Annotated in this window: 18 protein-coding genes and 1 pseudogene; 16 read left to right on the top strand and 3 right to left on the bottom strand. The window is 37.1% G+C overall.

Annotated features, from left to right (window positions below; genetic code table 11):
* Positions 1-106 precede the first annotated feature (106 nt).
* Together ACVWY7_RS24270 and ACVWY7_RS24265 are read right to left on the bottom strand one after the other, a co-directional pair.
* On the bottom strand, positions 107-1,234 hold the full coding sequence (locus ACVWY7_RS24270) for an LCP family protein (RefSeq protein WP_000392768.1): 1,128 nt from the start codon (positions 1,232-1,234) through the stop codon (positions 107-109).
* A 74-nt stretch (positions 1,235-1,308) separates the two neighbouring features.
* Positions 1,309-1,944 carry a YigZ family protein gene (locus ACVWY7_RS24265; RefSeq protein WP_000926682.1) on the bottom strand — a complete coding sequence of 212 codons (636 nt, stop codon included), beginning with the start codon at positions 1,942-1,944 and terminating at the stop codon, positions 1,309-1,311.
* 239 nt (positions 1,945-2,183) lie between these two features.
* Here ACVWY7_RS24265 and ACVWY7_RS24260 point away from each other — a divergent pair, with 239 nt between their 5' ends.
* The 16 genes and pseudogenes from ACVWY7_RS24260 to ACVWY7_RS24185 all read left to right on the top strand — a co-directional run bounded on the left by ACVWY7_RS24260 (position 2,184) and on the right by ACVWY7_RS24185 (position 20,366).
* Positions 2,184-3,026: a DegV family protein gene (locus ACVWY7_RS24260; RefSeq protein ID WP_000844767.1), complete on the top strand. Its 843-nt coding sequence runs from the start codon at positions 2,184-2,186 to the stop codon at positions 3,024-3,026.
* A gap of 173 nt (positions 3,027-3,199) precedes the next feature.
* Complete coding sequence (locus ACVWY7_RS24255) at positions 3,200-3,514, top strand: winged helix-turn-helix transcriptional regulator (RefSeq protein ID WP_000400857.1); 315 nt, start codon at positions 3,200-3,202, stop codon at positions 3,512-3,514.
* A 147-nt stretch (positions 3,515-3,661) separates the two neighbouring features.
* Positions 3,662-5,096: pseudogene (locus ACVWY7_RS24250) on the top strand (C40 family peptidase).
* A 127-nt stretch (positions 5,097-5,223) separates the two neighbouring features.
* Positions 5,224-6,573 (top strand): ATP-dependent helicase ComFA, encoded by a 1,350-nt coding sequence (comFA, locus tag ACVWY7_RS24245; RefSeq protein ID WP_105989594.1) that lies wholly within the window; start codon positions 5,224-5,226, stop codon positions 6,571-6,573.
* Positions 6,573-7,277: a comF operon protein ComFC gene (comFC, locus tag ACVWY7_RS24240; RefSeq protein WP_033682573.1), complete on the top strand. Its 705-nt coding sequence runs from the start codon at positions 6,573-6,575 to the stop codon at positions 7,275-7,277. Before comFA ends, comFC begins: the two co-directional genes overlap by 1 nt.
* 126 nt (positions 7,278-7,403) lie before the next feature.
* Positions 7,404-7,601 carry a cold shock protein CspC gene (gene cspC, locus ACVWY7_RS24235; RefSeq protein WP_001990088.1) on the top strand — a complete coding sequence of 66 codons (198 nt, stop codon included), beginning with the start codon at positions 7,404-7,406 and terminating at the stop codon, positions 7,599-7,601.
* 324 nt (positions 7,602-7,925) lie between these two features.
* Entirely contained in the window at positions 7,926-8,468 is a 543-nt protein-coding gene (hpf, locus tag ACVWY7_RS24230) for a ribosome hibernation-promoting factor, HPF/YfiA family (RefSeq protein WP_000671190.1), read from the top strand.
* Between the two features lie 275 nt (positions 8,469-8,743).
* Entirely contained in the window at positions 8,744-11,251 is a 2,508-nt protein-coding gene (gene secA, locus ACVWY7_RS24225; protein WP_000579383.1) for a preprotein translocase subunit SecA, read from the top strand.
* A 144-nt stretch (positions 11,252-11,395) separates the two neighbouring features.
* A protein-coding gene (gene prfB / locus ACVWY7_RS24220; protein WP_105989593.1) for a peptide chain release factor 2 occupies positions 11,396-12,494 on the top strand; the annotation gives its coding sequence in 2 pieces (ribosomal slippage) (positions 11,396-11,467 and positions 11,469-12,494; 1,098 coding nt in all).
* A gap of 436 nt (positions 12,495-12,930) precedes the next feature.
* Positions 12,931-13,254 carry a cytochrome c551 gene (cccB, locus tag ACVWY7_RS24215; RefSeq protein WP_000727964.1) on the top strand — a complete coding sequence of 108 codons (324 nt, stop codon included), beginning with the start codon at positions 12,931-12,933 and terminating at the stop codon, positions 13,252-13,254.
* 286 nt (positions 13,255-13,540) lie between these two features.
* Entirely contained in the window at positions 13,541-14,227 is a 687-nt protein-coding gene (ftsE, locus tag ACVWY7_RS24210; RefSeq protein ID WP_000594316.1) for a cell division ATP-binding protein FtsE, read from the top strand.
* Positions 14,217-15,110: a permease-like cell division protein FtsX gene (gene ftsX, locus ACVWY7_RS24205; RefSeq protein WP_000645021.1), complete on the top strand. Its 894-nt coding sequence runs from the start codon at positions 14,217-14,219 to the stop codon at positions 15,108-15,110. The genes ftsE and ftsX overlap by 11 nt, the downstream gene beginning before the upstream one ends.
* A gap of 118 nt (positions 15,111-15,228) precedes the next feature.
* A complete protein-coding gene (locus tag ACVWY7_RS24200) occupies positions 15,229-16,665 on the top strand; it encodes a S41 family peptidase (RefSeq protein WP_000830297.1) in 1,437 nt (478 codons plus the stop codon).
* A gap of 91 nt (positions 16,666-16,756) precedes the next feature.
* The gene (locus ACVWY7_RS24195) at positions 16,757-17,959 is read left to right on the top strand and encodes a PDZ domain-containing protein (protein WP_073524388.1); all 1,203 of its coding nucleotides are present in this window, start codon (positions 16,757-16,759) and stop codon (positions 17,957-17,959) included.
* Positions 17,960-18,273: 314 nt separating this feature from the next.
* Complete coding sequence (locus tag ACVWY7_RS24190; protein ID WP_000944619.1) at positions 18,274-19,989, top strand: ABC transporter ATP-binding protein; 1,716 nt, start codon at positions 18,274-18,276, stop codon at positions 19,987-19,989.
* Between the two features lie 65 nt (positions 19,990-20,054).
* Entirely contained in the window at positions 20,055-20,366 is a 312-nt protein-coding gene (locus ACVWY7_RS24185) for a YbjQ family protein (RefSeq protein ID WP_000637521.1), read from the top strand.
* A 105-nt stretch (positions 20,367-20,471) separates the two neighbouring features.
* Here the strand turns inward: ACVWY7_RS24185 and abc-f are convergent, their stop codons facing one another.
* Positions 20,472-22,106, bottom strand: a complete 1,635-nt coding sequence (gene abc-f, locus ACVWY7_RS24180) for a ribosomal protection-like ABC-F family protein (RefSeq protein WP_456524009.1) — start codon at positions 22,104-22,106, stop codon at positions 20,472-20,474.
* Between the last annotated feature and the right edge of the window lie 115 nt (positions 22,107-22,221).

The following is a 22,221-nucleotide window of genomic DNA, read 5'->3' as shown; positions in this document are numbered from 1 at the left end:
AAAACTTCACGGCCTTTCCCCGATAGAATATCGGGAAAAGGCCGTGGCATAATACTCTTTTTATGACTGTCTACTTGACAGGGAGATGACCAATTTGGCCCTTTTTTTATTGCTGATTTCTCATAATCCACTCTGCATGAGCATTCGTAGAAGGAGGGGGATCAGTTGGTGTTTTGTCCTGATTCGTTTCTTTCTTCGCTTTTTCGTTAGAGTTAGAATTTGAAGAAGGATTAGATTCGGTTTTTGTTGTTGTATTTTCTTGCGTGTTTACCTTTTCTCCTAATTCTTTTTTAATTTCGTTACGTACTGCCTCAACACCGTTTGGATCTGGAAGGAAGTAATAAACACCACCTATTTTTTTATCTTCTCCTTCCAGTTTGAACGTTTGTATTGTAGAAGGATCAAATCCAGAGAGTTTATTGTAAAGAGCAAGACCATCTGAAATAGGAATGTCAGTTTTTATATATTTTCCAACGACTGCCGTTAAATCTTTAATTTTAAATACGGTAGAGGTAGAATTTAGTTTTTGAGCAACAGCAGCTAGTAATTGTCTTTGTCTAGCGGCCCGACCATAGTCGCCATTCGGATCTTGCTTTCGCATACGAACGTAAGCGAGTGCTTCTTCACCATTTAATTCTTGTTGCCCTTGCTTAAATTCGATTTTTTTGTAGTAATCCACGTCTGAACGCTCCCAAAAATCGAAGGGGACATCAACAGTAACACCGCCAACAGCATCAACAATACCTTTAAAGCCTTGGAAATCAATTTTAAGATAATGGTCTACAGGCACTTTTAGAAAACCTTCGACAGTTTTGATTGCCATTTCTTCTCCGCCGTAAGCATGCGCAGCGTTAATTTTGTCCTCTTTATTCTTTCCGACAATTGGAACGCGACTATCACGAGGGATACTCATAAGCGAAATTTTTTGCGTTTTCGGATTGACTGTCGCAAACATTATTGAATCTGTACGGCCGTTTTGACCGTCTGTTGCATAATCTTCTATCCCCATAATAAGGAGTGTAAAGGGCTCCTTTGTAATTTCTACATCTTCGGTTCTCAAATCCGATTTTTCACGAGTAAAACCACTATACATCCCCATGAGAGAAGAGTAGGAATTTAATATATAAAGTCCTACACTACCAAATAAAAATAAGAAAATAAGGAAGTAGAAAAACTTTCTTCTTCGTTTCTTTTTTATTCTGCTATTTTGGAGATGATAATAACGTTCTTCCATATATAATCTCCTTAGTTCATTTGTAGGAAAGTAATTCACTACATTAATCTTTAAAGGCGATAAAGTAGTTATTCTTAGATAACATCTTGTTCTAAGTACAACATATCTCCTTCTGTAATTGTACATTTCCCATTTGTTAATTCAATCATCCAATCCGTGAATGCTTGTTTTCCATCTTCTTCTACATACGTATCAAATGTGACATTTTCGAGGTAATGTATATCTTTAATGGCATATTTTGAATTACGTAATTCATTTTCAATTTTGCCAAGTAATGTGTAATCAATTTCGGTCTGCATAACACGCATTAGCTTTCGCTCGACAACACCGACATGATTAATGCCTTCGCTTGTACATTTTCCATATGCACGAATTAATCCACCAGCGCCCAGTTTGATGCCACCAAAATAGCGGGTAACGACAACGACGGTATCTTTTAAACCGCGTTTTTTGAGTACCTCTAACATAGGTACACCAGCTGTACCACTAGGTTCCCCATCATCATTTGCTTTTTGGATTTGATCTTGTTCGCCAATTAAATATGCAGAACAATTATGTGTTGCATTCCAGTTTTGTTTTTTGATTTTTTGTATGAATTCTTGAGCTTCTTCTTCGGTTGTAGCACGACTAACATAACAAATGAATCTTGATTTTTGAATAACAATTTCGTGTTCACCGTAGTCTTTTATTGTTAAATATTGTAATAACACTTGTATACGCCCCTATCCATCAAAGTGACTAGTACTTTACATTTTAAAAGCGGGCGTTTTTATATTCAAACATTTTTTATAAATAAGCTGAAATTTTTGGTGAGTATTTTACCTTTTTGTTGTAATTTGTCGAGATGATGAGTATAATTTCAAACCCGCATTTTCATGTATGGATGCACCATTTTTAGTTTTCGTGTAAAATTAGGAAATAAAAACTTTTTTATAAGGCAGGTACGAAAATGAAAACAGCTATTGTTACTGATAGTACAGCATATATACCGAAGCATATTCGTGATGAACTCAATATATATATGATTCCATTAAACGTTGTGTTTGGAACGGAATCTTATCAAGAAGAAGCTGAAATTTCAGCAGATGATTTTTATGTAAAAGTACGTGAGCAAGAAGAACTTCCGAAAACTTCTCAACCAGCAATCGGAAAGTTTGTTGAGCTATATGAAGAATTATCTAAGGATTATGATGCAGTTATTAGCATTCATCTTTCAAGTGGAATTAGTGGTACATATCAAACGTCAACAACAGCGGGTCAAATGGTAGAGGGTATCGATGTATATACGTACGACTCTGAAATTAGTTGTGAAGTGCAAGGATTCTATGTGCGTGAAGGTGCAAGGCTAGCAAGCGAAGGAAAGGATCCAAAAGAGATTATCGCCCGTTTTGATGAAATGAAGAAAACGATGGACGCTTATTTTGTAGTAGATGATTTACATCATTTACAACGTGGAGGACGATTAAATAGCGCGCAAGCTTTCATTGGCAGTCTGTTACAAGTAAAGCCGGTTTTATATTTTAGAGACAAAATCATTATTCCATTTGAAAAGATTCGTACGCGTAAAAAAGCGTTAAAACGTATCATTGAAATTTTTGATGAGCAAGCGAGTAAAGGTGTACCTATGGAAGCAGTTATCATTCATGCACAACGTGAAGAAGAAGCGAATGAATGGAAGAAAGAATTAGAAGAAAAATATCCACATGTTACAATTCGTACCGGTTATTTCGGTGCTGTAATTGGAACGCATTTAGGTGAAGGTGCACTAGGTCTTGGATGGTATACGAAGTAATAAAGATATAAAAAGCTCTCTTTCGGAAGAGGGTTTTTTTACGGATATTTTACGTTTAGTTGACAAGTTAATATTTGGAAATGGTAAAATGTACGTAAAATAAAATAATGAGGAAAGTTTTATAACTTACTTTTTACAAGAAACTATATTATAATAGAAGAGAGGTGAAACATATGGAGCATAATTCTTGTTTATGTCCAAAGTTTGAGTCAGCTTTTACTTTGCTTAGTAAGAAGTGGACTGGCTTAATTATTAAATCTTTGCTGGAAGAGTCAAAACGTTTTAGGGAAATCGCAGATATTATACCGAATATGAGCGATCGTATGTTATCAGAGCGTTTAAAGGAATTGGAAAGCGAAGGCATTGTAGTTCGTAATGTTTATCCAGAAGTACCAGTTCGAATCGAGTACGGCTTAACGGACAAGGGAAAAGCGTTAGAAAGTGTTATGGATGAAGTCCAAAATTGGGCTGAGAAATGGATGAAATAACGTTTTGATTTCATCCGTATTAGTATATTTAATAAAACGTAAGGGAAACCTTGCGTTTTTTTCTTTGCTTATAAAAACCTTTTAAAACTCTACACATATATACAAAAATATGCATATTTTGCGATAGAGTTACATATAATATTACATTTGTTTTACAAAAGCGTAACATTAGCAAAAAAAATCCCGAATTATGGTATAAATTTTATAGGTTATATACGGAAAAAAGAAAAAAGAAAGCGGTGTAAAAAATAAAATGAAAAAGCTAAAAATGGCATCTTGCGCATTAGTTGCAGGGTTAATGTTTTCAGGGCTAACACCAAATGCATTTGCAGAAGATAAAATTTCTGACGTGAAATCACAAATTAATACACAAAATGACACTTTACATAAACAACAACAAGAGCGTGATGAATTACAAAAACAAATGAATGACTTAAACAAAACAATTCAAGGTTTAGATAAGTCTGTTCAAGAGAATGCTGCAAAACTTGATGAAACAACGAAAAAAGTTGCGGATACTGAGCAATTAATTGAAAAGAAAAATAAAGATATTGCAGAATTACAAACGAAAATTGCAAAACGTGAAGAGTTATTAAGAAAACGCTTAGTTGCACTTCAAGAGCAACCAAACACGAACGTTGTAACAGAAGTTCTTGTAAACTCTAAAAACGTTGCAGATTTAGTTGATCGTTTAGCTTCTGTTTCTAAAATTCTTGAGTCTGACGAAGATATCATGAAAACACAACAAGAAGATCAAGCGAACGTGAAAAAAGATGTTGAAACGGTAAAAACGAAGCAAAAAGAATTAAAAGAAGCACAAGCACAAATTGAAACTGCTAAGAAAGAACTTGACGCTGAAAAAGCGAAAAAAGCAACAGCAGTAAACGATTTAAGCGGTAAAATGGATACAGTTGTAAATTCAATGACAAGTACAGAAAGCCAATTAAAAGAGCTTGAACAACAGGCATTAAGATTACAACAAATTGCTGAAAAAGAAGCACAAGAAAAAGCTGCGCAAGAAGTTGCTGCTCAAAAACAAGCAGAACAAGCTGCTCAGCAAGCTCAGGCTCAACAAGCTCCAGCTCAACCAGCACAAACACAAGCAGAGCCAGCAGCTCCAGCAAACAATGCTGTACAAGCTCCAAAAGAAGAATCTAAAAAAGAAGAGCCTAAAAAAGAAGAAGCGAAAAAACCAACACCAGTAGTAACAAATGATGGTGGCGGAAGACAAGATGTTGTTGAAAAAGCTAAAGGCTTAGTAGGTCTAAAATACGTATGGGGTAGTGCGTCAATTTCAAATGGTGGATTTGACTGCAGTGGTTTAATCTCTTACGTTTATGGTTTAGGTCGTCAAGATACTAGAGGTCTATGGAACTCTGTACAAAAAATTAGCGCATCTGAAGCAAAACCAGGAGATCTTATCTTCTTACAAGGTACTTATAGAGCAGGCGTATCTCACGTTGGTATTTACATTGGTGGCGGTCAAATGATTCATGCTGCTGATGAATCAACAGGTGTTACTTACGGTAGCGTAAATAGCTCTTACAACCAAAAGCATTTCTTAGGTTACGGAAGATTATAGGATTATAATTCAATAAAAAAACGTGTATAAAGTCGATAGCTTACTATTTTATAAGTAGGTTATCGGCTTTTTTGAGTTTTTACGAAATTATAAGAAAGGTTTATAGTAATACTGGGGGTGGTTGCTGATGGTTGCTGGAAAGCAGTTACTATTAGAAGAACTCTCTTCAGATTTACGGAGAGAATTAAGTGATTTGAAAAAGAAGGGAGAGATCATATGTGTACAAGGCGTAATAAAGAAGGCTTCTAAATATATATGTCAGCGCTGCGGAAATATAGAGCAGCGGCTATTTGCATCATTTTTATGTAAAAGGTGCAGTAAAGTATGTACGTATTGCCGGAAGTGTATAACGATGGGGAGAGTTAGTGAATGTGCTGTACTTGTTCGCGAGATTCATGAAAGAAAAGGAGAAAGGGAATTACATTCGTTACAGTGGAAAGGGAGTTTGTCTCTTGGTCAGGAGCTGGCGGCGCAAGGTGTTATAGAAGCTATTAAGCAAAAAGAATCTTTTTTTATTTGGGCTGTGTGCGGGGCTGGAAAAACAGAAATGTTATTTTACGGTATAGAAGAGGCACTTCAAAAAGGAGAAAGAGTGTGTATCGCAACGCCAAGGACGGACGTTGTACTGGAATTAGCACCGAGATTACAAGAAGTGTTTCCAAGTATAAATGTAGCTGCTTTATACGGAGGAAGTGTAGATCGTGAAAAAGATGCAGCGTTAGTCGTTGCAACGACTCACCAACTGTTACGTTACTATAGAGCATTTCATGTGATGATTGTAGATGAGATTGATGCCTTTCCGTATCATGCGGATCAAATGTTACAGTATGCAGTGCAGCAAGCAATGAAAGAGAAAGCAGCGCGTATTTATTTAACTGCAACCCCTGATGAAAAGTGGAAGCGCAATTTCAGAAGAGGGAAACAAAAAGGTATCATTGTCTCTGGACGATACCATCGTCATCCGTTACCAGTTCCTCTATTTAGCTGGTGCGGAAATTGGAAGAAAAGCCTCCATCATAAAAAAATTCCTCATGTGTTACTACAATGGTTAAAAATGTACGTAAACAAAAAATACCCTATTTTTTTATTTGTTCCTCATGTGCGATATATAGAAGAAATAGGCCTGTTATTGAAAGGGTTGGATCATAGAATCGATGGCGTACATGCAGAAGATCCGATGAGAAAAGAAAAAGTGGCAGCGTTTAGAAAGGGAGACATTCCGTTATTAGTTACAACGACAATTTTAGAAAGAGGGGTAACTGTGAAGAACTTACAAGTGGCTGTGTTAGGGGCTGAAGAAGAAATATTTTCAGAAAGTGCGCTCGTACAAATTGCAGGCCGAGCAGGTCGTAGTTTTGAAGAACCGTATGGTGAGGTTGTTTATTTTCATTACGGTAAGACAGAGTCGATGGTACGTGCGAAAAGACATATTCAAAGTATGAACAAAAGTGCGAAAGAACAAGGATTAATTGATTAATGCATTGTTTACTTTGTGATGAATATATTTTGGAAACAGTTAGTTGGTACACTTTCTTTGTAAAGTCTCATAAAAAATATGTATGTGATAGATGTGAGCGGAAACTTTCCTATATTATAGGAGAGATTTGCATGGAGTGCGGGCGACCTTTAGAACTTCTCTCTACTGTATTTAAAAAGGATGATATTTGTATGGATTGTATACGGTGGATGAAGGAAGAGAAGTATCGACCTTTAAAAAATCGTTCTTTGTATGTATACGATGATGAGATGAAAGAAGTGTTGGCACAGTTTAAGTTTCGAGGTGATGCGGAATTAGTTCGTATTTTTTATCGATCTTTTCGGGAGCTATTTCAAAAGTATTTTACGAGCGTTTCAACTGTTATTCCTGTTCCGCTTAGTAGGGAACGGGAATATGAACGTGGTTTTAATCAAGCAGAGTTATTAGCAGCTTGTTTGCCTGTCGAAATTTCTTATTTATCATTAAGAAGAAGGGAAACAGAAAAGCAAAGTAAGAAGACACGTAAAGAAAGGCTATCGGGAAGTAATCCTTTTTATTTTCAAGGAGAAGAGATGTTTCATGGTCAACGCATTTTACTCGTTGACGATGTATATACGACAGGAATTACAGTGAGACAAATTGGAAGTCTTTTGTATGATAGAGGAGCAAGGGAAGTTTCTAGTTTGACGCTCTGTAGAAGTTGATCTGTAACTGTCGAAAGTGATAATAAAAAGGCGATAAGTCTTCTTTGACTTCGTATGTTGTCATTCGTTATAGTCAAATTATGGGGCGAATGTCCTGATTTTTAGAGTGAAGGGAATGGAATGAACATGCAAGGAAGAGTGAAATGGTTTAATGCAGAAAAGGGATTTGGGTTTATTGAGCGTGAAGATGGTGATGATGTGTTTGTTCATTTTTCTGCTATTCAACAAGATGGATATAAGTCATTAGAAGAAGGGCAACAAGTTGAGTTTGATATTGTAGATGGAGCACGTGGACCACAAGCAGCTAATGTGGTAAAACTGTAGGTATATTGTTTTTGGGAAGAGAAAGCTGCGTTTGTGGCAACGTTATATATATGTAGTAGAACCTCTTGTTTTTTTTGCAAGGGGTTTTTGTTATAAAATGAGTTGTCAAAAAGTTGTTTCTTTTCTGTAACGAATTGTCCACAGTTATATTCGTTATTCACGATGTTAATAGGATAAAATAAAGATAGAAACGATGCATCTTTTCATTTCAACAAAAAACGATAAAAAAATCGCAATTCCACTAATTTTTTTAAAAAAGTTAGAAGGGGTTTTTAAGCCAGTGTCGAAATTATAGTACATAGGCTTGAAAGGAGGAATTCATCTATGAAATTCAACATTCGTGGTGAAAATATTGAAGTAACTCCAGCATTAAAGGAATATGTAGAGAAAAAACTAAGTAAGTTAGAGCGTTATTTTGATACATTTCCAGAGATTAAAGTTAATTTAAAAGTATACTCTGACAAGCAACGTGTCGAGGTAACAATTCCATTTACTGATTTATTACTTCGTGCAGAAGAAACTAATAGCGATATGTACGCTGCTATCGATTTAGTAGTTGATAAACTAGAGCGACAAATTCGTAAACATAAAACAAAAGTAAATCGTAAGTTACGTGAGAAAGGTTCTATGAAAACGAACTTTATCCTTCCAGAAGCAGTAGCTGTTCTGGATGAGGTAGAAGAGGATGAACTAGAGCTTGTACGTACAAAACGATTCGATTTAAAACCGATGGACGTTGAAGAAGCAATCCTACAAATGGATATGCTAGGACATAATTTCTTCGTCTTCACAAATGCTGATACAAATGAAACTAATGTTGTATATGGCCGTAAAGATGGGAAATATGGTTTAATCGAAACTAAATAATAATTCAAAAGCGCAGCCGAAATGGCTGCGCTTTTTTGAGCTAAAAATAGATCTTTTAAAAAAGTTTTCTTAATTTAGAACGTGACATTCGGCCGATTGTTGTCATAGTTATAAGACAAGTGTTACAATTATCATTAGGTATATACATTTTAGTTTTTTTAATTAGGAGAAAAATTGGCATAACATACATTTGATTTTTATAACGACTGATTGTAATAGAGAAAAAGAAAAACAATCGGAAGTTTTATTTTAATAAAAAGAGGAGCGTATTTCCTATGATCGGTATTTTAAAAAAGGTGTTTGATGTAAATCAACGCCAAATTAAACGTATGCAGAAAACAGTTGAGCAAATTGATGCATTAGAGTCATCTATTAAGCCACTAACTGATGAACAATTAAAAGGGAAGACGCTTGAATTTAAAGAACGTCTAACAAAAGGTGAAACAGTAGATGATCTACTACCTGAAGCTTTTGCGGTTGTTCGTGAAGCTGCGACTCGTGTTCTTGGAATGCGTCCGTATGGCGTACAGTTAATGGGTGGTATTGCCTTACATGAAGGGAATATCTCTGAGATGAAAACGGGTGAAGGTAAAACGTTAACATCTACATTACCTGTATATTTAAATGCTTTAACAGGAAAAGGTGTTCACGTCGTTACAGTCAATGAATACTTAGCGCAACGTGATGCGAGCGAAATGGGACAACTTCATGAGTTCCTAGGCTTAACAGTAGGAATTAATTTAAACAGTATGTCACGCGAAGAGAAACAAGAGGCTTATGCTGCTGATATTACGTATAGCACAAATAATGAGCTTGGATTCGATTACTTACGTGACAACATGGTTTTATATAAAGAGCAGTGCGTTCAACGCCCACTTCACTTCGCTATTATCGATGAAGTCGATTCTATCTTAGTCGATGAAGCGCGTACGCCACTTATTATTTCTGGACAAGCTCAAAAATCAACAGAGCTGTACATGTTTGCAAATGCATTCGTTCGTACGTTAGAAAATGAAAAAGATTATTCATTTGATGTGAAGACGAAAAATGTAATGTTAACAGAAGATGGTATTACGAAAGCGGAGAAAGCTTTCCATATTGAAAACTTATTTGATTTAAAACATGTAGCACTTCTTCACCATATTAATCAAGCACTTCGTGCGCACGTTGTAATGCACCGTGATACAGATTATGTTGTACAAGAAGGCGAAATCGTAATTGTAGACCAATTTACTGGTCGTCTTATGAAAGGTCGTCGTTATAGTGAAGGTTTACACCAAGCTATCGAGGCAAAAGAAGGCGTAGAAATTCAAAATGAAAGTATGACGCTTGCGACAATTACGTTCCAGAACTACTTCCGTATGTACGAAAAGTTGTCTGGTATGACTGGTACAGCGAAAACAGAGGAAGAGGAATTCCGTAACATTTACAATATGAACGTTATTGTAATTCCAACGAACAAACCGATTATTCGTGATGATCGTGCGGATTTAATCTTCAAATCAATGGAAGGTAAATTTAATGCTGTTGTTGAGGATATTGTAAATCGTCATAAACAAGGGCAACCTGTTCTTGTCGGTACAGTGGCGATTGAAACGTCAGAGCTTATTTCAAAAATGTTAACGCGTAAAGGTGTACGTCATAACATCTTAAATGCGAAAAACCATGCGCGTGAAGCGGATATCATTGCAGAAGCTGGTATGAAAGGTGCTGTAACGATCGCGACGAACATGGCAGGGCGTGGTACTGATATTAAGCTTGGAGACGATATTAAAAACATTGGTTTAGCAGTTATCGGTACAGAGCGTCACGAAAGTCGTCGTATTGATAATCAGTTACGTGGTCGTGCTGGTCGTCAAGGGGACCCAGGTGTTACGCAGTTCTACTTATCAATGGAAGATGAACTAATGCGCCGCTTCGGTTCTGATAATATGAAAGCAATGATGGATCGCCTTGGTATGGATGATTCTCAGCCAATCGAAAGTAAAATGGTTTCTCGTGCAGTAGAATCTGCGCAAAAACGTGTAGAAGGAAATAACTATGATGCACGTAAGCAGTTACTACAATATGATGATGTACTTCGTCAGCAACGTGAAGTTATTTACAAACAGCGTCAAGAGGTAATGGAGTCTGAGAACTTACGCGGTATTATTGAAGGTATGATGAAATCTACAGTAGAGCGTGCGGTTGCGCTTCATACACAAGAGGAAATTGAAGAAGATTGGAACATTAAAGGTCTTGTTGACTACTTAAATACAAACCTTCTGCAAGAAGGAGATGTGAAAGAAGAAGAATTACGTCGCCTTGCTCCAGAGGAAATGAGCGAACCAATTATCGCGAAATTAATAGAGCGTTACAATGACAAAGAAAAGCTTATGCCAGAAGAGCAAATGCGTGAGTTCGAAAAAGTTGTTGTATTCCGTGTTGTAGATACGAAATGGACAGAGCATATCGATGCGATGGATCACCTTCGTGAAGGTATTCATTTACGTGCTTACGGTCAAATTGATCCACTTCGTGAGTATCAAATGGAAGGGTTCGCAATGTTCGAATCAATGATTGCTTCTATTGAAGAGGAAATTTCTCGTTACATTATGAAAGCTGAAATTGAACAAAACTTAGAGCGTCAAGAAGTTGTTCAAGGTGAAGCTGTTCACCCATCTAGCGATGGCGAAGAAGCGAAGAAAAAACCAGTTGTAAAAGGTGACCAAGTCGGCCGCAACGATTTATGTAAATGTGGTAGCGGTAAAAAATATAAAAACTGCTGTGGTATCGGGAAGTAATATAGGGCGGTAGCCCGGGCTGTTTTGCAAACTTTTACATCAAAAATGTATAATTAAGAAGGATTAAACTCTCTCCGTCATAAGTGGAGAGAGTTTCCCTTGTTTTCATACGAAAGTAACAGCAATTACATAGAGGTGAAGGAAATGGAATTAGTAGAAATTAGACAGGAATTAGAGAAAATGGCTAAGAGATTAGCGGCTTTTAGGGGGTCTCTTTGACCTCCCTACTAAGGAGAAACAAATTGCAGAATTAGAAGAGAAAATGATGGGCGCAGGATTTTGGGATGACCAACAAGGTGCACAAGCTGTAATTAATGAAGCGAATGCACTGAAAGATATGGTTGGAAAGTTCCGTCAGCTAGATGAGACGTTCGAGAATCTAGAAATTACGCATGAGCTTTTAAAAGAAGAGTATGATGAAGATTTACATGAGGAGCTTGAATCAGAAGTAAAAAGCTTAATTCAAGAAATGAATGAGTATGAACTTCAGTTACTACTTAGCGATCCTTATGATAAAAATAACGCGATTTTAGAATTACACCCAGGTGCTGGTGGAACAGAGTCACAAGACTGGGGCTCTATGTTACTACGTATGTACACACGTTGGGCTGAAAAACGTGGATTTAAAGTAGAAACAGTTGACTACTTACCAGGTGATGAAGCTGGTATTAAGAGTGTTACGTTATTAATTAAAGGTCATAACGCTTACGGTTACTTAAAGGCAGAGAAAGGTGTACATCGTCTTGTACGTATTTCTCCATTCGATTCTTCAGGCCGTCGCCATACATCGTTCGTATCTTGTGAAGTTGTACCTGAGTTCAATGATGAAGTTGAAATTGAAGTGCGTACAGAAGACTTGAAAATTGATACGTATCGTGCAAGTGGAGCTGGTGGACAGCACGTTAATACGACAGATTCAGCAGTTCGTATTACGCATACACCGACAAATACGGTTGTAACGTGTCAGTCAGAGCGTTCTCAAATTAAAAACCGTGAGCATGCTATGAAGATGTTAAAAGCGAAATTATATCAAAAGAAATTAGAAGAGCAACAAGCGGAGTTAGATGAAATTCGCGGAGAACAAAAAGAAATTGGATGGGGTAGCCAAATCCGTTCTTACGTATTCCACCCGTATTCTCTTGTGAAAGACCACCGTACAAATACAGAGGTCGGTAACGTGCAAGCAGTTATGGATGGAGAAATTGATCCATTCATTGATGCTTACTTACGTTCTCGCATCTAATGAGAAAAAGGCCAACAAAATTGTTGGCGCATGTTGAGGACAATAGAGGATATACAGAGTTTGATTTTATTTCTATAGATGAAGTAAAGAGGAAGAGAAGTTGGAAACGACAACTTCTCTTTTTGATGGGATTATATGTAGCATACAATGTTGTATATTGTTTTGTAAAAAGTAGAAAATAGTAAAACAGAGTGACAATAGAGTAAGGCTTTATACAGGATTCTTCTAAATTCCCTTTCAAAAAGGATTCTTTATAGAAATTTTTACGTTGTTCACAGAATTGAAACAACTTATAAAAGCTTTATATCATTAGGGTTCTTACTGTATTTTTGAAGAATGTGAAATATACCTTAGTTTTTCTATATAAAGATAATGCTTATAATGAAAATGAGTGTGTTAGGAATGAAAAGAATATCAACAGTGGGGAGCGATAGAAGTGAAAAAGAAATTGTTGGCTATTGCGCTAGGAACATCAGTCGTTTTTGCTTTAGGAGCATGTGGAAATAAAGAAGAGAGTAAGCCTTCGAAACAATCTGCAAGCACAGATAGCGCAGAGCAAATTTACCAAAAAAGTTGTATAGGCTGTCATGCAAAAGATTTATCTGGAGCAACTGGACCGGATTTACGAAAAGTAGGACAGAAATATGATGCGGCAGACATTGAAAAGATTATTGAAAAAGGTCGCGGTTCTATGTCACCAGGAATTATTCAAGGTGAGGATGCGAAAAAAGTAGCTGAGTGGTTAGCTGAACATAAATAAAAAGGGTAAAATGGACGAGTTGATTCATATAGTCAACTCGTTTCCCTTTTTTTGGAATGTAACATAACTGTAACAAAAATGTATCCAAACTGGAAACCGTTTGATGTTACAATGAGGTTTGTAGAATTTTGCTGAAATATATTACATAGTAGTATTGCTTATAAAAAGAGCATAAGTAGGCTACCTTCAACAAGAGTGGTTTAAACGAGAATAAAAGTTCATCTTTTATTTTCAAATGTACAGAAAAGTATTTCGAAAAAAATCATTAAGTATTGGGTGATAAATAATGATAAAAATGACGAATGTTTATAAGGAGTACCCGAATGGTATGAAAGCCATTGCTGGTCTTACAGTTAACATTAAACAAGGTGAGTTTGTATACGTAGTTGGACCGAGTGGAGCCGGGAAATCTACATTTATTAAAATGATGTATCGTGAAGAGAAGCCATCTACAGGATCAATTAATGTAAATGGTCTTACTATCGAGTCGTTAGCAGAAAGAGACGTTCCATATTTCCGTCGTCAATTAGGCGTAATTTTCCAAGATTTTAAATTACTACCTAAATTAACGGTATATGAGAATGTTGCGTTTGCCTTAGAAGTAATTGAAGAAGAGCCAGATGCAATTCGTGAGCGTGTAACAGAAGTGTTAGGTCTTGTAGGTCTTGAAGATCGTGCAGACGCACTTCCAGGCGAACTTTCAGGCGGGGAGCAGCAACGTGTTGCGATTGCGAGAGCAATTGTTAATAGACCAAAGGTTGTAATTGCCGATGAGCCAACAGGTAACTTAGATATTGAAACAGCTCTTGATATTATGAAGATTTTCACGCGCATTAATGAGCGTGGTACAACGATTGTTATGGCGACACATAACGCAGATATCGTAAATACAATCCGTCATCGTGTAATCGCGATTGAAGGCGGAAAAATTGTTCGAGATGAGATTGAGGGAGGATACGGATATGAAGGCTAAGACCCTTAGTCGACATTTGCGAGAAGGTGTAAAGAATCTATCACGTAACGGATGGATGACGTTTGCTTCTGTTAGTGCAGTAACAGTTACATTATTACTTGTAGGTGTCTTTTTAACAGCGATTATGAATATGAACCATTTTGCGACGAAAGTAGAGCAAGATGTAGAGATTCGTGTACACATTGATCCAGCAGCAAAAGAAGCTGATCAAAAGAAATTAGAAGATGATATGAGTAAGATTGCAAAAGTAGAATCTATTAAATATTCTTCTAAAGAAGAAGAATTAAAACGTTTAATTAAAAGCTTAGGTGATAGCGGAAAAACGTTTGAGTTATTTGAACAAGATAACCCACTGAAAAACGTGTTCGTTGTAAAAGCGAAAGAACCAACAGATACAGCAACAATTGCGAAAAAGATTGAAAAAATGCAGTTTGTAAGTAATGTTCAGTACGGAAAAGGGCAAGTTGAACGATTATTTGATACTGTAAAAACTGGTCGTAACATTGGTATTGTGTTAATTGCTGGTCTTTTATTCACAGCGATGTTCTTAATCTCTAACACAATTAAAATTACAATTTATGCTCGTAGTACAGAAATCGAAATTATGAAACTTGTAGGTGCAACAAACTGGTTTATTCGTTGGCCGTTCCTATTAGAGGGATTATTCCTAGGAGTATTAGGATCAATTATTCCAATTGGCTTAATTCTTGTTACGTATAATTCACTACAAGGTATGTTTAACGAAAAACTTGGCGGAACAATTTTCGAACTTCTACCATATAGTCCGTTCGTATTCCAATTAGCTGGTTTACTAGTATTAATTGGGGCTTTAATCGGTATGTGGGGAAGCGTAATGTCAATTCGTCGTTTCTTAAAAGTATAAAAAGTTGCAAACATAATTCGTACAAGCTTATCATATAGTAGAAATAGGTAAAGGCATCACACGCTGTGTGATGCCTTTTGCTACACCACCTGTGTGTTTTGGAAAGGGGAATTCCGCATTGAAACGTAGAGTTGCAATTATTGGAATGGTTGTTGCATTTTTAATTGGTGCTGGCGGAATGTTTGCAGGTATGTCTTTATTTGGGGTTAACCCAGCAGAAGTAACGCAAACAATTTCGAGTGGAAACGCTAGCACTGCACAAGGGAATTTGGCAAAAATTAATGAGGCGTATGCACTAATTGATTCACGTTATGTGGAAGACGTGAAAGATGAAAAGCTAGTCGAAGGTGCAATACAAGGCATGTTGTCTACGCTGAAGGACCCTTATTCCACGTATATGGATAAAGAAACGGCTAAACAGTTTAGTGAATCGCTTGATCCTGAGTTAGAAGGGATCGGGGCTGAGGTGAACAAAACGGACGGTAAGCTTATTATCGTATCTCCAATTAAAGGCTCACCGGCAGAAAAGATTGGAATTAAACCAAATGACCAAATTTTATCTGTAGATGGAAATAGTGTGAAAGATTTATCACGTGAAGAAGCAGTGTTAAAGATTCGTGGTAAAAAAGGAACGACTGTTGCGATTGAAATTAAGCGTGCAGGAGTAGCTGATCCGATTGTATTTAAAATTAAGCGTGAAAAAATTCCAATCTTCACAGTGTTTAGCTCTGTGAAACAAGAGAGCGGAAAAGATATCGGTTATATGCAAATCACTTCTTTTGCTGAAAATACAGCGAAAGAATTTAAGGATCAGTTAAAAGAGTTAGAGAAGAAAAACATAAAAGGGCTAGTTATTGACGTGCGTGGTAATCCTGGTGGCTACTTAAATAGTGTAGAAGAGATACTAGGGGAAATTATGACGGATAAAAAGCCGATGCTACAAGTAGAGCAAAGAAATGGTGAGAAGAAGAAATTCTCTACGGAACTAAAAGAGAGAAAGCCATATCCAATTTCAGTATTAATTGATAATGGAAGTGCTTCTGCTTCAGAGATTTTAGCGGGTGCGCTAAAAGAGGGAGAAGGATACGATTTAATTGGTGAAAAAACGTTTGGCAAAGGTACTGTTCAGCAAGCTGTTCCATTTAAAGATGGCAGCAATATCAAATTAACGATGTTCAAATGGTTAACACCGGATGGAAACTGGATTCATAAAAAAGGAATCAAGCCAACTGTAGAAGTGAAACAACCAGATTATTATCATGCGACACCAATTCAAATTGAAAAGACACTTTCATACAATGCAAATGATGTACAAGTAAAACACGCACAAGAAATGCTTAAGAGTTTAGGATATGTACCAGGACGTGAAGATGGATACTTTAGTAAAGAGACAGAATCAGCACTGAAAGCATTCCAAAATGCGAATAAGATGGAAGCGACAGGGCAGCTTGATAAAAAGACAGCTGAGGCGATTCAAACGAAAATTATTGAAAAAATCCGTTCTGGAGAAAATGATTTACAATTACAGTCAGCATTAAAATTAATGGCGAAATAAAAAGAAATACAGGCAGTTTGCTGCCTGTATTTTTTTGTGTTAAACAAACGCTTGTCCAGTTATGATAATATAAAAAGAAAGAATGATATAAATGGTGGTGAATGGGTTCGTGGAGGCATGGATTTTTGAAATAATGCGGGCAGTTGGACGTTTTTTCTTACACCCTGCTGTCTATGTATTTTTAATAAGTAGTATCTTCGTTGGATACTTACGTATGTTACGAGAACGAAAAGATTTTTCTTTTAAAGTTTATGATATTTGGTTTGAACTGCGAACATCTTTATTTGCGGGGATTGGGTATGGATTAGTAGTATCTATTATTACGATTGGGCTCGGACTTGTCGTTTCTAAAGCGAGCTTATGGGCCATTTTACTTTGGACATTACTATTTGGATTAACTGCTATGTACCGATATTTATCAGCAGCTTATACGTTTAGTATCGCGATTGTATGTGTTCTATTATCTTCTAAGCTACCAGTTTCCTTCTTACAGCTTGGGGAAGGTGAAGAGAATACAATTGTGTCCCTTGCTATTTTGCTAGGCATTATGCTCGTTGTAGAGGGCTTGTTGATTTCTAAAAATGCAGTAGGATATTCGACGCCGAAGATTAGGAAGGGTAAGCGTGGACTAAAGATTGGTTTACACGAATCAAAGCGTTTATGGATCATTCCTATTTTTATTCTCGTACCAGGTGACGCAGTAACACAGTTTATTTCATGGTGGCCTGTCGTTTCAATCGGTTCACATACATATTCTCTATTCCTCGTTCCATTTTTAATTGGATTTATGAGAAGGATTAGAAGTTATGAGCCGACGGAAGCTTTATTATTTACAGGAAGACGTGTGTACGGATTGGCAGGGCTTGTGCTTATTTTAGGAATCGCAAGTTATTGGTGGCACGTACTTGCAATTATCGCAATGGGAGTTGCGATGCTTGGACGGTTCACGATTTCCATGCAAGAGAAAATTTCAGATGAGACAAGACCAGCGTATTTCGCTGCACGTAATGATGGACTCGTTGTATTAGATACAATCCCGAATACAATTGGGGCAGAGCTGAATTTACTACCCGGAGAAATGATTACGAAAGTAAATGGAGTCATTCCAAGAAGCGCTGAGGAATTTTATGATGCGCTTCAAACGAAGACGACAGGAGCATTTTGTAAATTAGAAGTATTAGATACAAATGGTGAGCTTCGCCTTGCTCAAACGGCATTATACGCCGGAGGACATCATGAACTAGGTATTGTATTTGTTCAGCAGGAGCATGAGTGGGATTCGGAAGCGATGTAATAGATGTGAGGGTGTCACCTTGAGGTGAAGCCCTTTTTTTGTTGGGTGGGCGGGGGAAGGTAGTTAGTAAATGAAATTTATATCGGCGATTTTCCGAATATATCAGCGCAACTTGAGATATATCGGCGATTTTGAAAATATATCAGCGCAACTGAAATTATATCGGCGATTATTGGAATATATCGACTTTCCGGCAAAAAACGACAACTATCGCAAACCTTATTTTTAGTTTTATAGACGGATAACTTGAATAATTATTTGATAATGGTTATCATTTAGGGAGTCTTTTTAATTTTGGAAAATGGAGGGAAGATATGCTACGTAAATTTTTTTCTTACTATAAACCGTACAAAGGTTTATTTATACTCGACTTTTCTTGCGCAGTTGTCGCAGGATTACTAGAGCTTGGCTTCCCACTTATCGTAAATCAATTTATTGATAAGTTATTGCCAGGGCAAAACTGGACGCTTATTTTATGGGCTTGTTTCGGTTTACTTGCAGTTTATATGTTAAATGCAGGTTTGCAATACGTTGTTACATATTGGGGACATATGCTTGGTGTTAACATTGAAACAGATATGAGGCAGAAATTATTTGATCATATTCAAAAGCTATCATTCAGATTTTTTGACAATAATAAAACGGGTCATCTAATTTCGCGTCTTACAAACGATTTAATGGAAATTGGGGAAATTGCTCACCACGGGCCAGAGGATTTATTTATCGCTGTTATGACTTTAGTTGGGGCGTTCTCATTTATGATGATGATCAACTGGAAGTTAGCGCTATTAACGTTCTTTGTCATTCCATTCTTATTATGGTTAGCGCTTTACTTCAATAAAAAAATGACAGGTACATTTAGACGTTTATTCTCAGACGTTGCTGATTTCAATGCATGTATTGAGAACAACGTTGGTGGTATTCGCGTTGTACAAGCATTCGGAAATGAAAAGTTTGAGAAAGAGCAATTTGCTGTGAACAACGCTCGTTTCCGTACAACGAAATTAATGGCATATAAAATTATGGCATTAAATTCATCGATTAGTTATATGCTTATGCGTCTCGTAACGCTCTTCGTCTTAATATGCGGTACATGGTTTGTTCTGCAAGGTGAATTAACGTACGGTGGATTTATCGGATTTGTTTTATTAACGAATATTTTCTTCCGCCCAATTGAAAAAATTAATGCGGTAATTGAAAGCTATCCGAAAGGGATCGCCGGTTTTAAAAGGTATGTAGAGCTTCTTGAAACAGAGCCTGACATTGTAGACTCTAAAGATGCAATGGAAGTGAAGCATGTACACGGTGATATTCAATATAACAACATTACGTTCGGTTATGAAAATAAAGAACCGATTTTAAATGATATTAGTTTGAAAATCCACGCAGGTGAAACGGTTGCGTTCGTTGGACCATCTGGAGCTGGGAAAACGACGTTATGTAGCCTATTACCACGTTTTTATGAGCAATCATCTGGATCGATTCAAATTGATGGTATTGATACGAAAGATATGACGTTATCTTCACTTCGTAAGCAAATCGGAATTGTGCAGCAAGATGTGTTCTTATTCTCAGGAACGATTCGTGAAAATATTGCTTACGGAAATTTAAAAGCATCAGAGGCTGAAATTTGGCAGGCGGTAAAGAGAGCTCAATTAGAAGATTTAATTTACTCACAACCAGACGGTTTAGATACTGTTATCGGTGAGCGCGGCGTGAAACTTTCAGGCGGACAGAAGCAACGTTTAGCGATTGCTCGTATGTTCTTGAAAAATCCGCCAATTTTAATATTAGATGAAGCAACTTCTGCGCTAGATACAGAGACGGAACTTGCGATTCAAAAATCACTTGCTGAACTATCTGTCGGTCGTACAACATTAGTTATCGCTCATAGACTTGCAACGATTAAAAATGCAGATCGCATCGTCGTTGTAAATAAAGATGGGATTGCAGAACAAGGTTCACATGATGAATTAATTGAGCAAGGCGGAGGATACAGCAGGTTATACGAAGCGCAGTTTAGTTCGTAAATATAATTTTTGCCGAATTAGCGCACCATAAGTAAGTGGAAATCTTATATGGGAGGCTATACAGTATGATTGTAACAACAACTTCTACAATTCAAGGGAAAGAAATTATTGATTATGTCGATATCGTGAATGGAGAAGCGATTATGGGGGCGAATATCGTTCGTGACCTTTTTGCTTCTGTCCGTGACGTTGTCGGTGGTCGCTCAGGCGCTTACGAAAGCAAATTGAAAGAAGCACGTGACATCGCAATGGAAGAGATGAAAACTCTCGCAAGACAAAAAAATGCGAATGCCATCGTTGGTATCGATGTGGATTACGAAGTAGTTCGCGAAGGGATGCTAATGGTTGCTGTGAGCGGGACTGCTGTCCGTATATAAAGTAAAAGGCCGTGCTGATGAACTGCACGGCTTTTTGTATGCTATGTCGAAAATTCAATATTTCTTGGGAAATGTGGAAGGCCCCGTCGATATATAGGGAAGACATTAAAGTGCTTCTTTACATTTCCGGATTTTAACTAATAATGTTTCGTATTCTTGTTCGAGAGATGTGATGTCATCGTGATGATTTGGTATGGAAATTCGGCCGATGATTTCTGTTAATTTTGTTTGTAATCGTAATAATTCTTGTGCAGTAACGTTTACAGAAGCATCGGTTGTTCTGTTTGTGTATTGCTCGTAATTACCGTGGAATACTCTTGGTTCACTTTCATCTACTTGTAGAATATGGTCTGCAACAGAACGAATGAAGGAACGGTCATGGCTAATGAAAAGTATAGTGCCAGGATATTCTTGTAGCATGCGTTCTAATTCCTCTTGCGTTGCTAAGTCTAAATAGTTTGTCGGTTCATCGAGCAGAAGCATATTGTAATTTCCTAAAAATACTTTTGCGAGTGCAACCTTCATTCGTTCACCCCCGCTTAGAACGTGCACAGGTTTATGAACATCTTCACGGCGGAATAGAAGCCGTGCAAGTATTGTGCGAACGAACGACTCTGTATAGTTTGTTTCTTCTAGAACATTTTCTAAAATGGTTTTATCTGTTTTTAAAATGGATAGTGTTTGTTCAAAGTACCCAATCTTACAACTTTTTGAAAGCTGAATGCCACGCTCGTTTGCGAGAAGCATGTTGAACAGGGTCGTTTTTCCACTTCCGTTTGCCCCTAAAATAGCAAGCTTTGCACCAGGAGCAATCGTTCCATTCATATTTTTAAATAGTGTGCGGTCACCTATTTTCTTTGTTGCTTTATTGAACTGTACTGCCACTTTACTATGAATGGGTGTATGGTATTGTACGTCAAACTGGGCTTGAGAAAGCTCCTTTGGCTTTTCTTTCTTTTCTAGTTTTTCAAGACGTGTCTCTAATGCTTTTGCTGCTTTACTAACCTGTTCTTGGCCATGAGCCCCACTTAATTTATAAAGTTTAGATTCAGATGAACTGAACCGTGTTGGGATTTTGGTCATGCTAGAAGCACGTTGCTTTTTTTGTAAAATGGATTGCTCTAAACGATTTTTTTCTTGTACATATTGCTCATATTCTGCTTGTTTTTGTATTTGCTCACGTTCTTTTTGTTTGCGATAGTTTGAATAATTACCTTTATACTCTTGAATAGTACCGTCTTCGATTTCGATGATTTTTGTACATATCGCATCTAAAAAATCACGGTCATGTGATATTAAAACAAGTGCCCCTTTATAGGATAAAAGTGCTTTTTCTAATTGCTCTGTACCGGCCATATCTAAGTGGCTTGTTGGTTCATCAGCGAATAGAAGGCCTGCATCTTGTTCGAGCGCATGGGCAATCTTTAGGCGCATTCGTTCCCCGCCGCTCATTGAATCTGCAACGTTTGAAATACGCCATTTTCCTTTTGCGAGAGAAGTAGCAGTTTCCGGCAGTTCCTCGCTAAGCTGAGGAATGATGGAGATAGAACTATGATGAGTTACTGTACCTTTGTCAGCTTCTATTTCTTTACTTAATATTTGTAGTAACGTAGACTTTCCAGCCCCGTTGACGCCAACAATTCCTATGCGATCCTTTGCTTGAATTTCCAGTGATGGTAACGTAAATAGGGTGCGATCACCAAAGCTCTTCTCAATATTACGTGCGAATAAAATAGTCATAAAAAAACCTCCCTAGTTTCACTAGAGAGGATAAACGTCGCCCTTGCATGTAAAAATCGTACATAAATAAACGATTTTTTTACATGATCGTTTCGAAAGAAAGTATCGACAAATG

The organism is Bacillus sp. TE9106W (assembly GCF_054062215.1).
Note: the sequence above shows the minus strand (reverse complement) of the source record. Positions and strands in the feature narration are given on the sequence as shown.

Coding starts and splice junctions, on each gene's coding strand:
- cspC (WP_001990088.1), top strand. CDS start 7,404: ATGCAAGGAAGAGTGAAATGGTTTAATGCAGAAAAGGGATTTGGGTTT.
- secA (WP_000579383.1), top strand. CDS start 8,744: ATGATCGGTATTTTAAAAAAGGTGTTTGATGTAAATCAACGCCAAATT.
- ACVWY7_RS24270 (WP_000392768.1), bottom strand. CDS start 1,234: ATGGAAGAACGTTATTATCATCTCCAAAATAGCAGAATAAAAAAGAAA.
- hpf (WP_000671190.1), top strand. CDS start 7,926: ATGAAATTCAACATTCGTGGTGAAAATATTGAAGTAACTCCAGCATTA.
- ftsE (WP_000594316.1), top strand. CDS start 13,541: ATGATAAAAATGACGAATGTTTATAAGGAGTACCCGAATGGTATGAAA.
- ftsX (WP_000645021.1), top strand. CDS start 14,217: ATGAAGGCTAAGACCCTTAGTCGACATTTGCGAGAAGGTGTAAAGAAT.
- comFC (WP_033682573.1), top strand. CDS start 6,573: ATGCATTGTTTACTTTGTGATGAATATATTTTGGAAACAGTTAGTTGG.
- ACVWY7_RS24185 (WP_000637521.1), top strand. CDS start 20,055: ATGATTGTAACAACAACTTCTACAATTCAAGGGAAAGAAATTATTGAT.
- comFA (WP_105989594.1), top strand. CDS start 5,224: ATGGTTGCTGGAAAGCAGTTACTATTAGAAGAACTCTCTTCAGATTTA.
- abc-f (WP_456524009.1), bottom strand. CDS start 22,106: ATGACTATTTTATTCGCACGTAATATTGAGAAGAGCTTTGGTGATCGC.
- ACVWY7_RS24255 (WP_000400857.1), top strand. CDS start 3,200: ATGGAGCATAATTCTTGTTTATGTCCAAAGTTTGAGTCAGCTTTTACT.
- ACVWY7_RS24195 (WP_073524388.1), top strand. CDS start 16,757: ATGGTGGTGAATGGGTTCGTGGAGGCATGGATTTTTGAAATAATGCGG.
- ACVWY7_RS24260 (WP_000844767.1), top strand. CDS start 2,184: ATGAAAACAGCTATTGTTACTGATAGTACAGCATATATACCGAAGCAT.
- ACVWY7_RS24190 (WP_000944619.1), top strand. CDS start 18,274: ATGCTACGTAAATTTTTTTCTTACTATAAACCGTACAAAGGTTTATTT.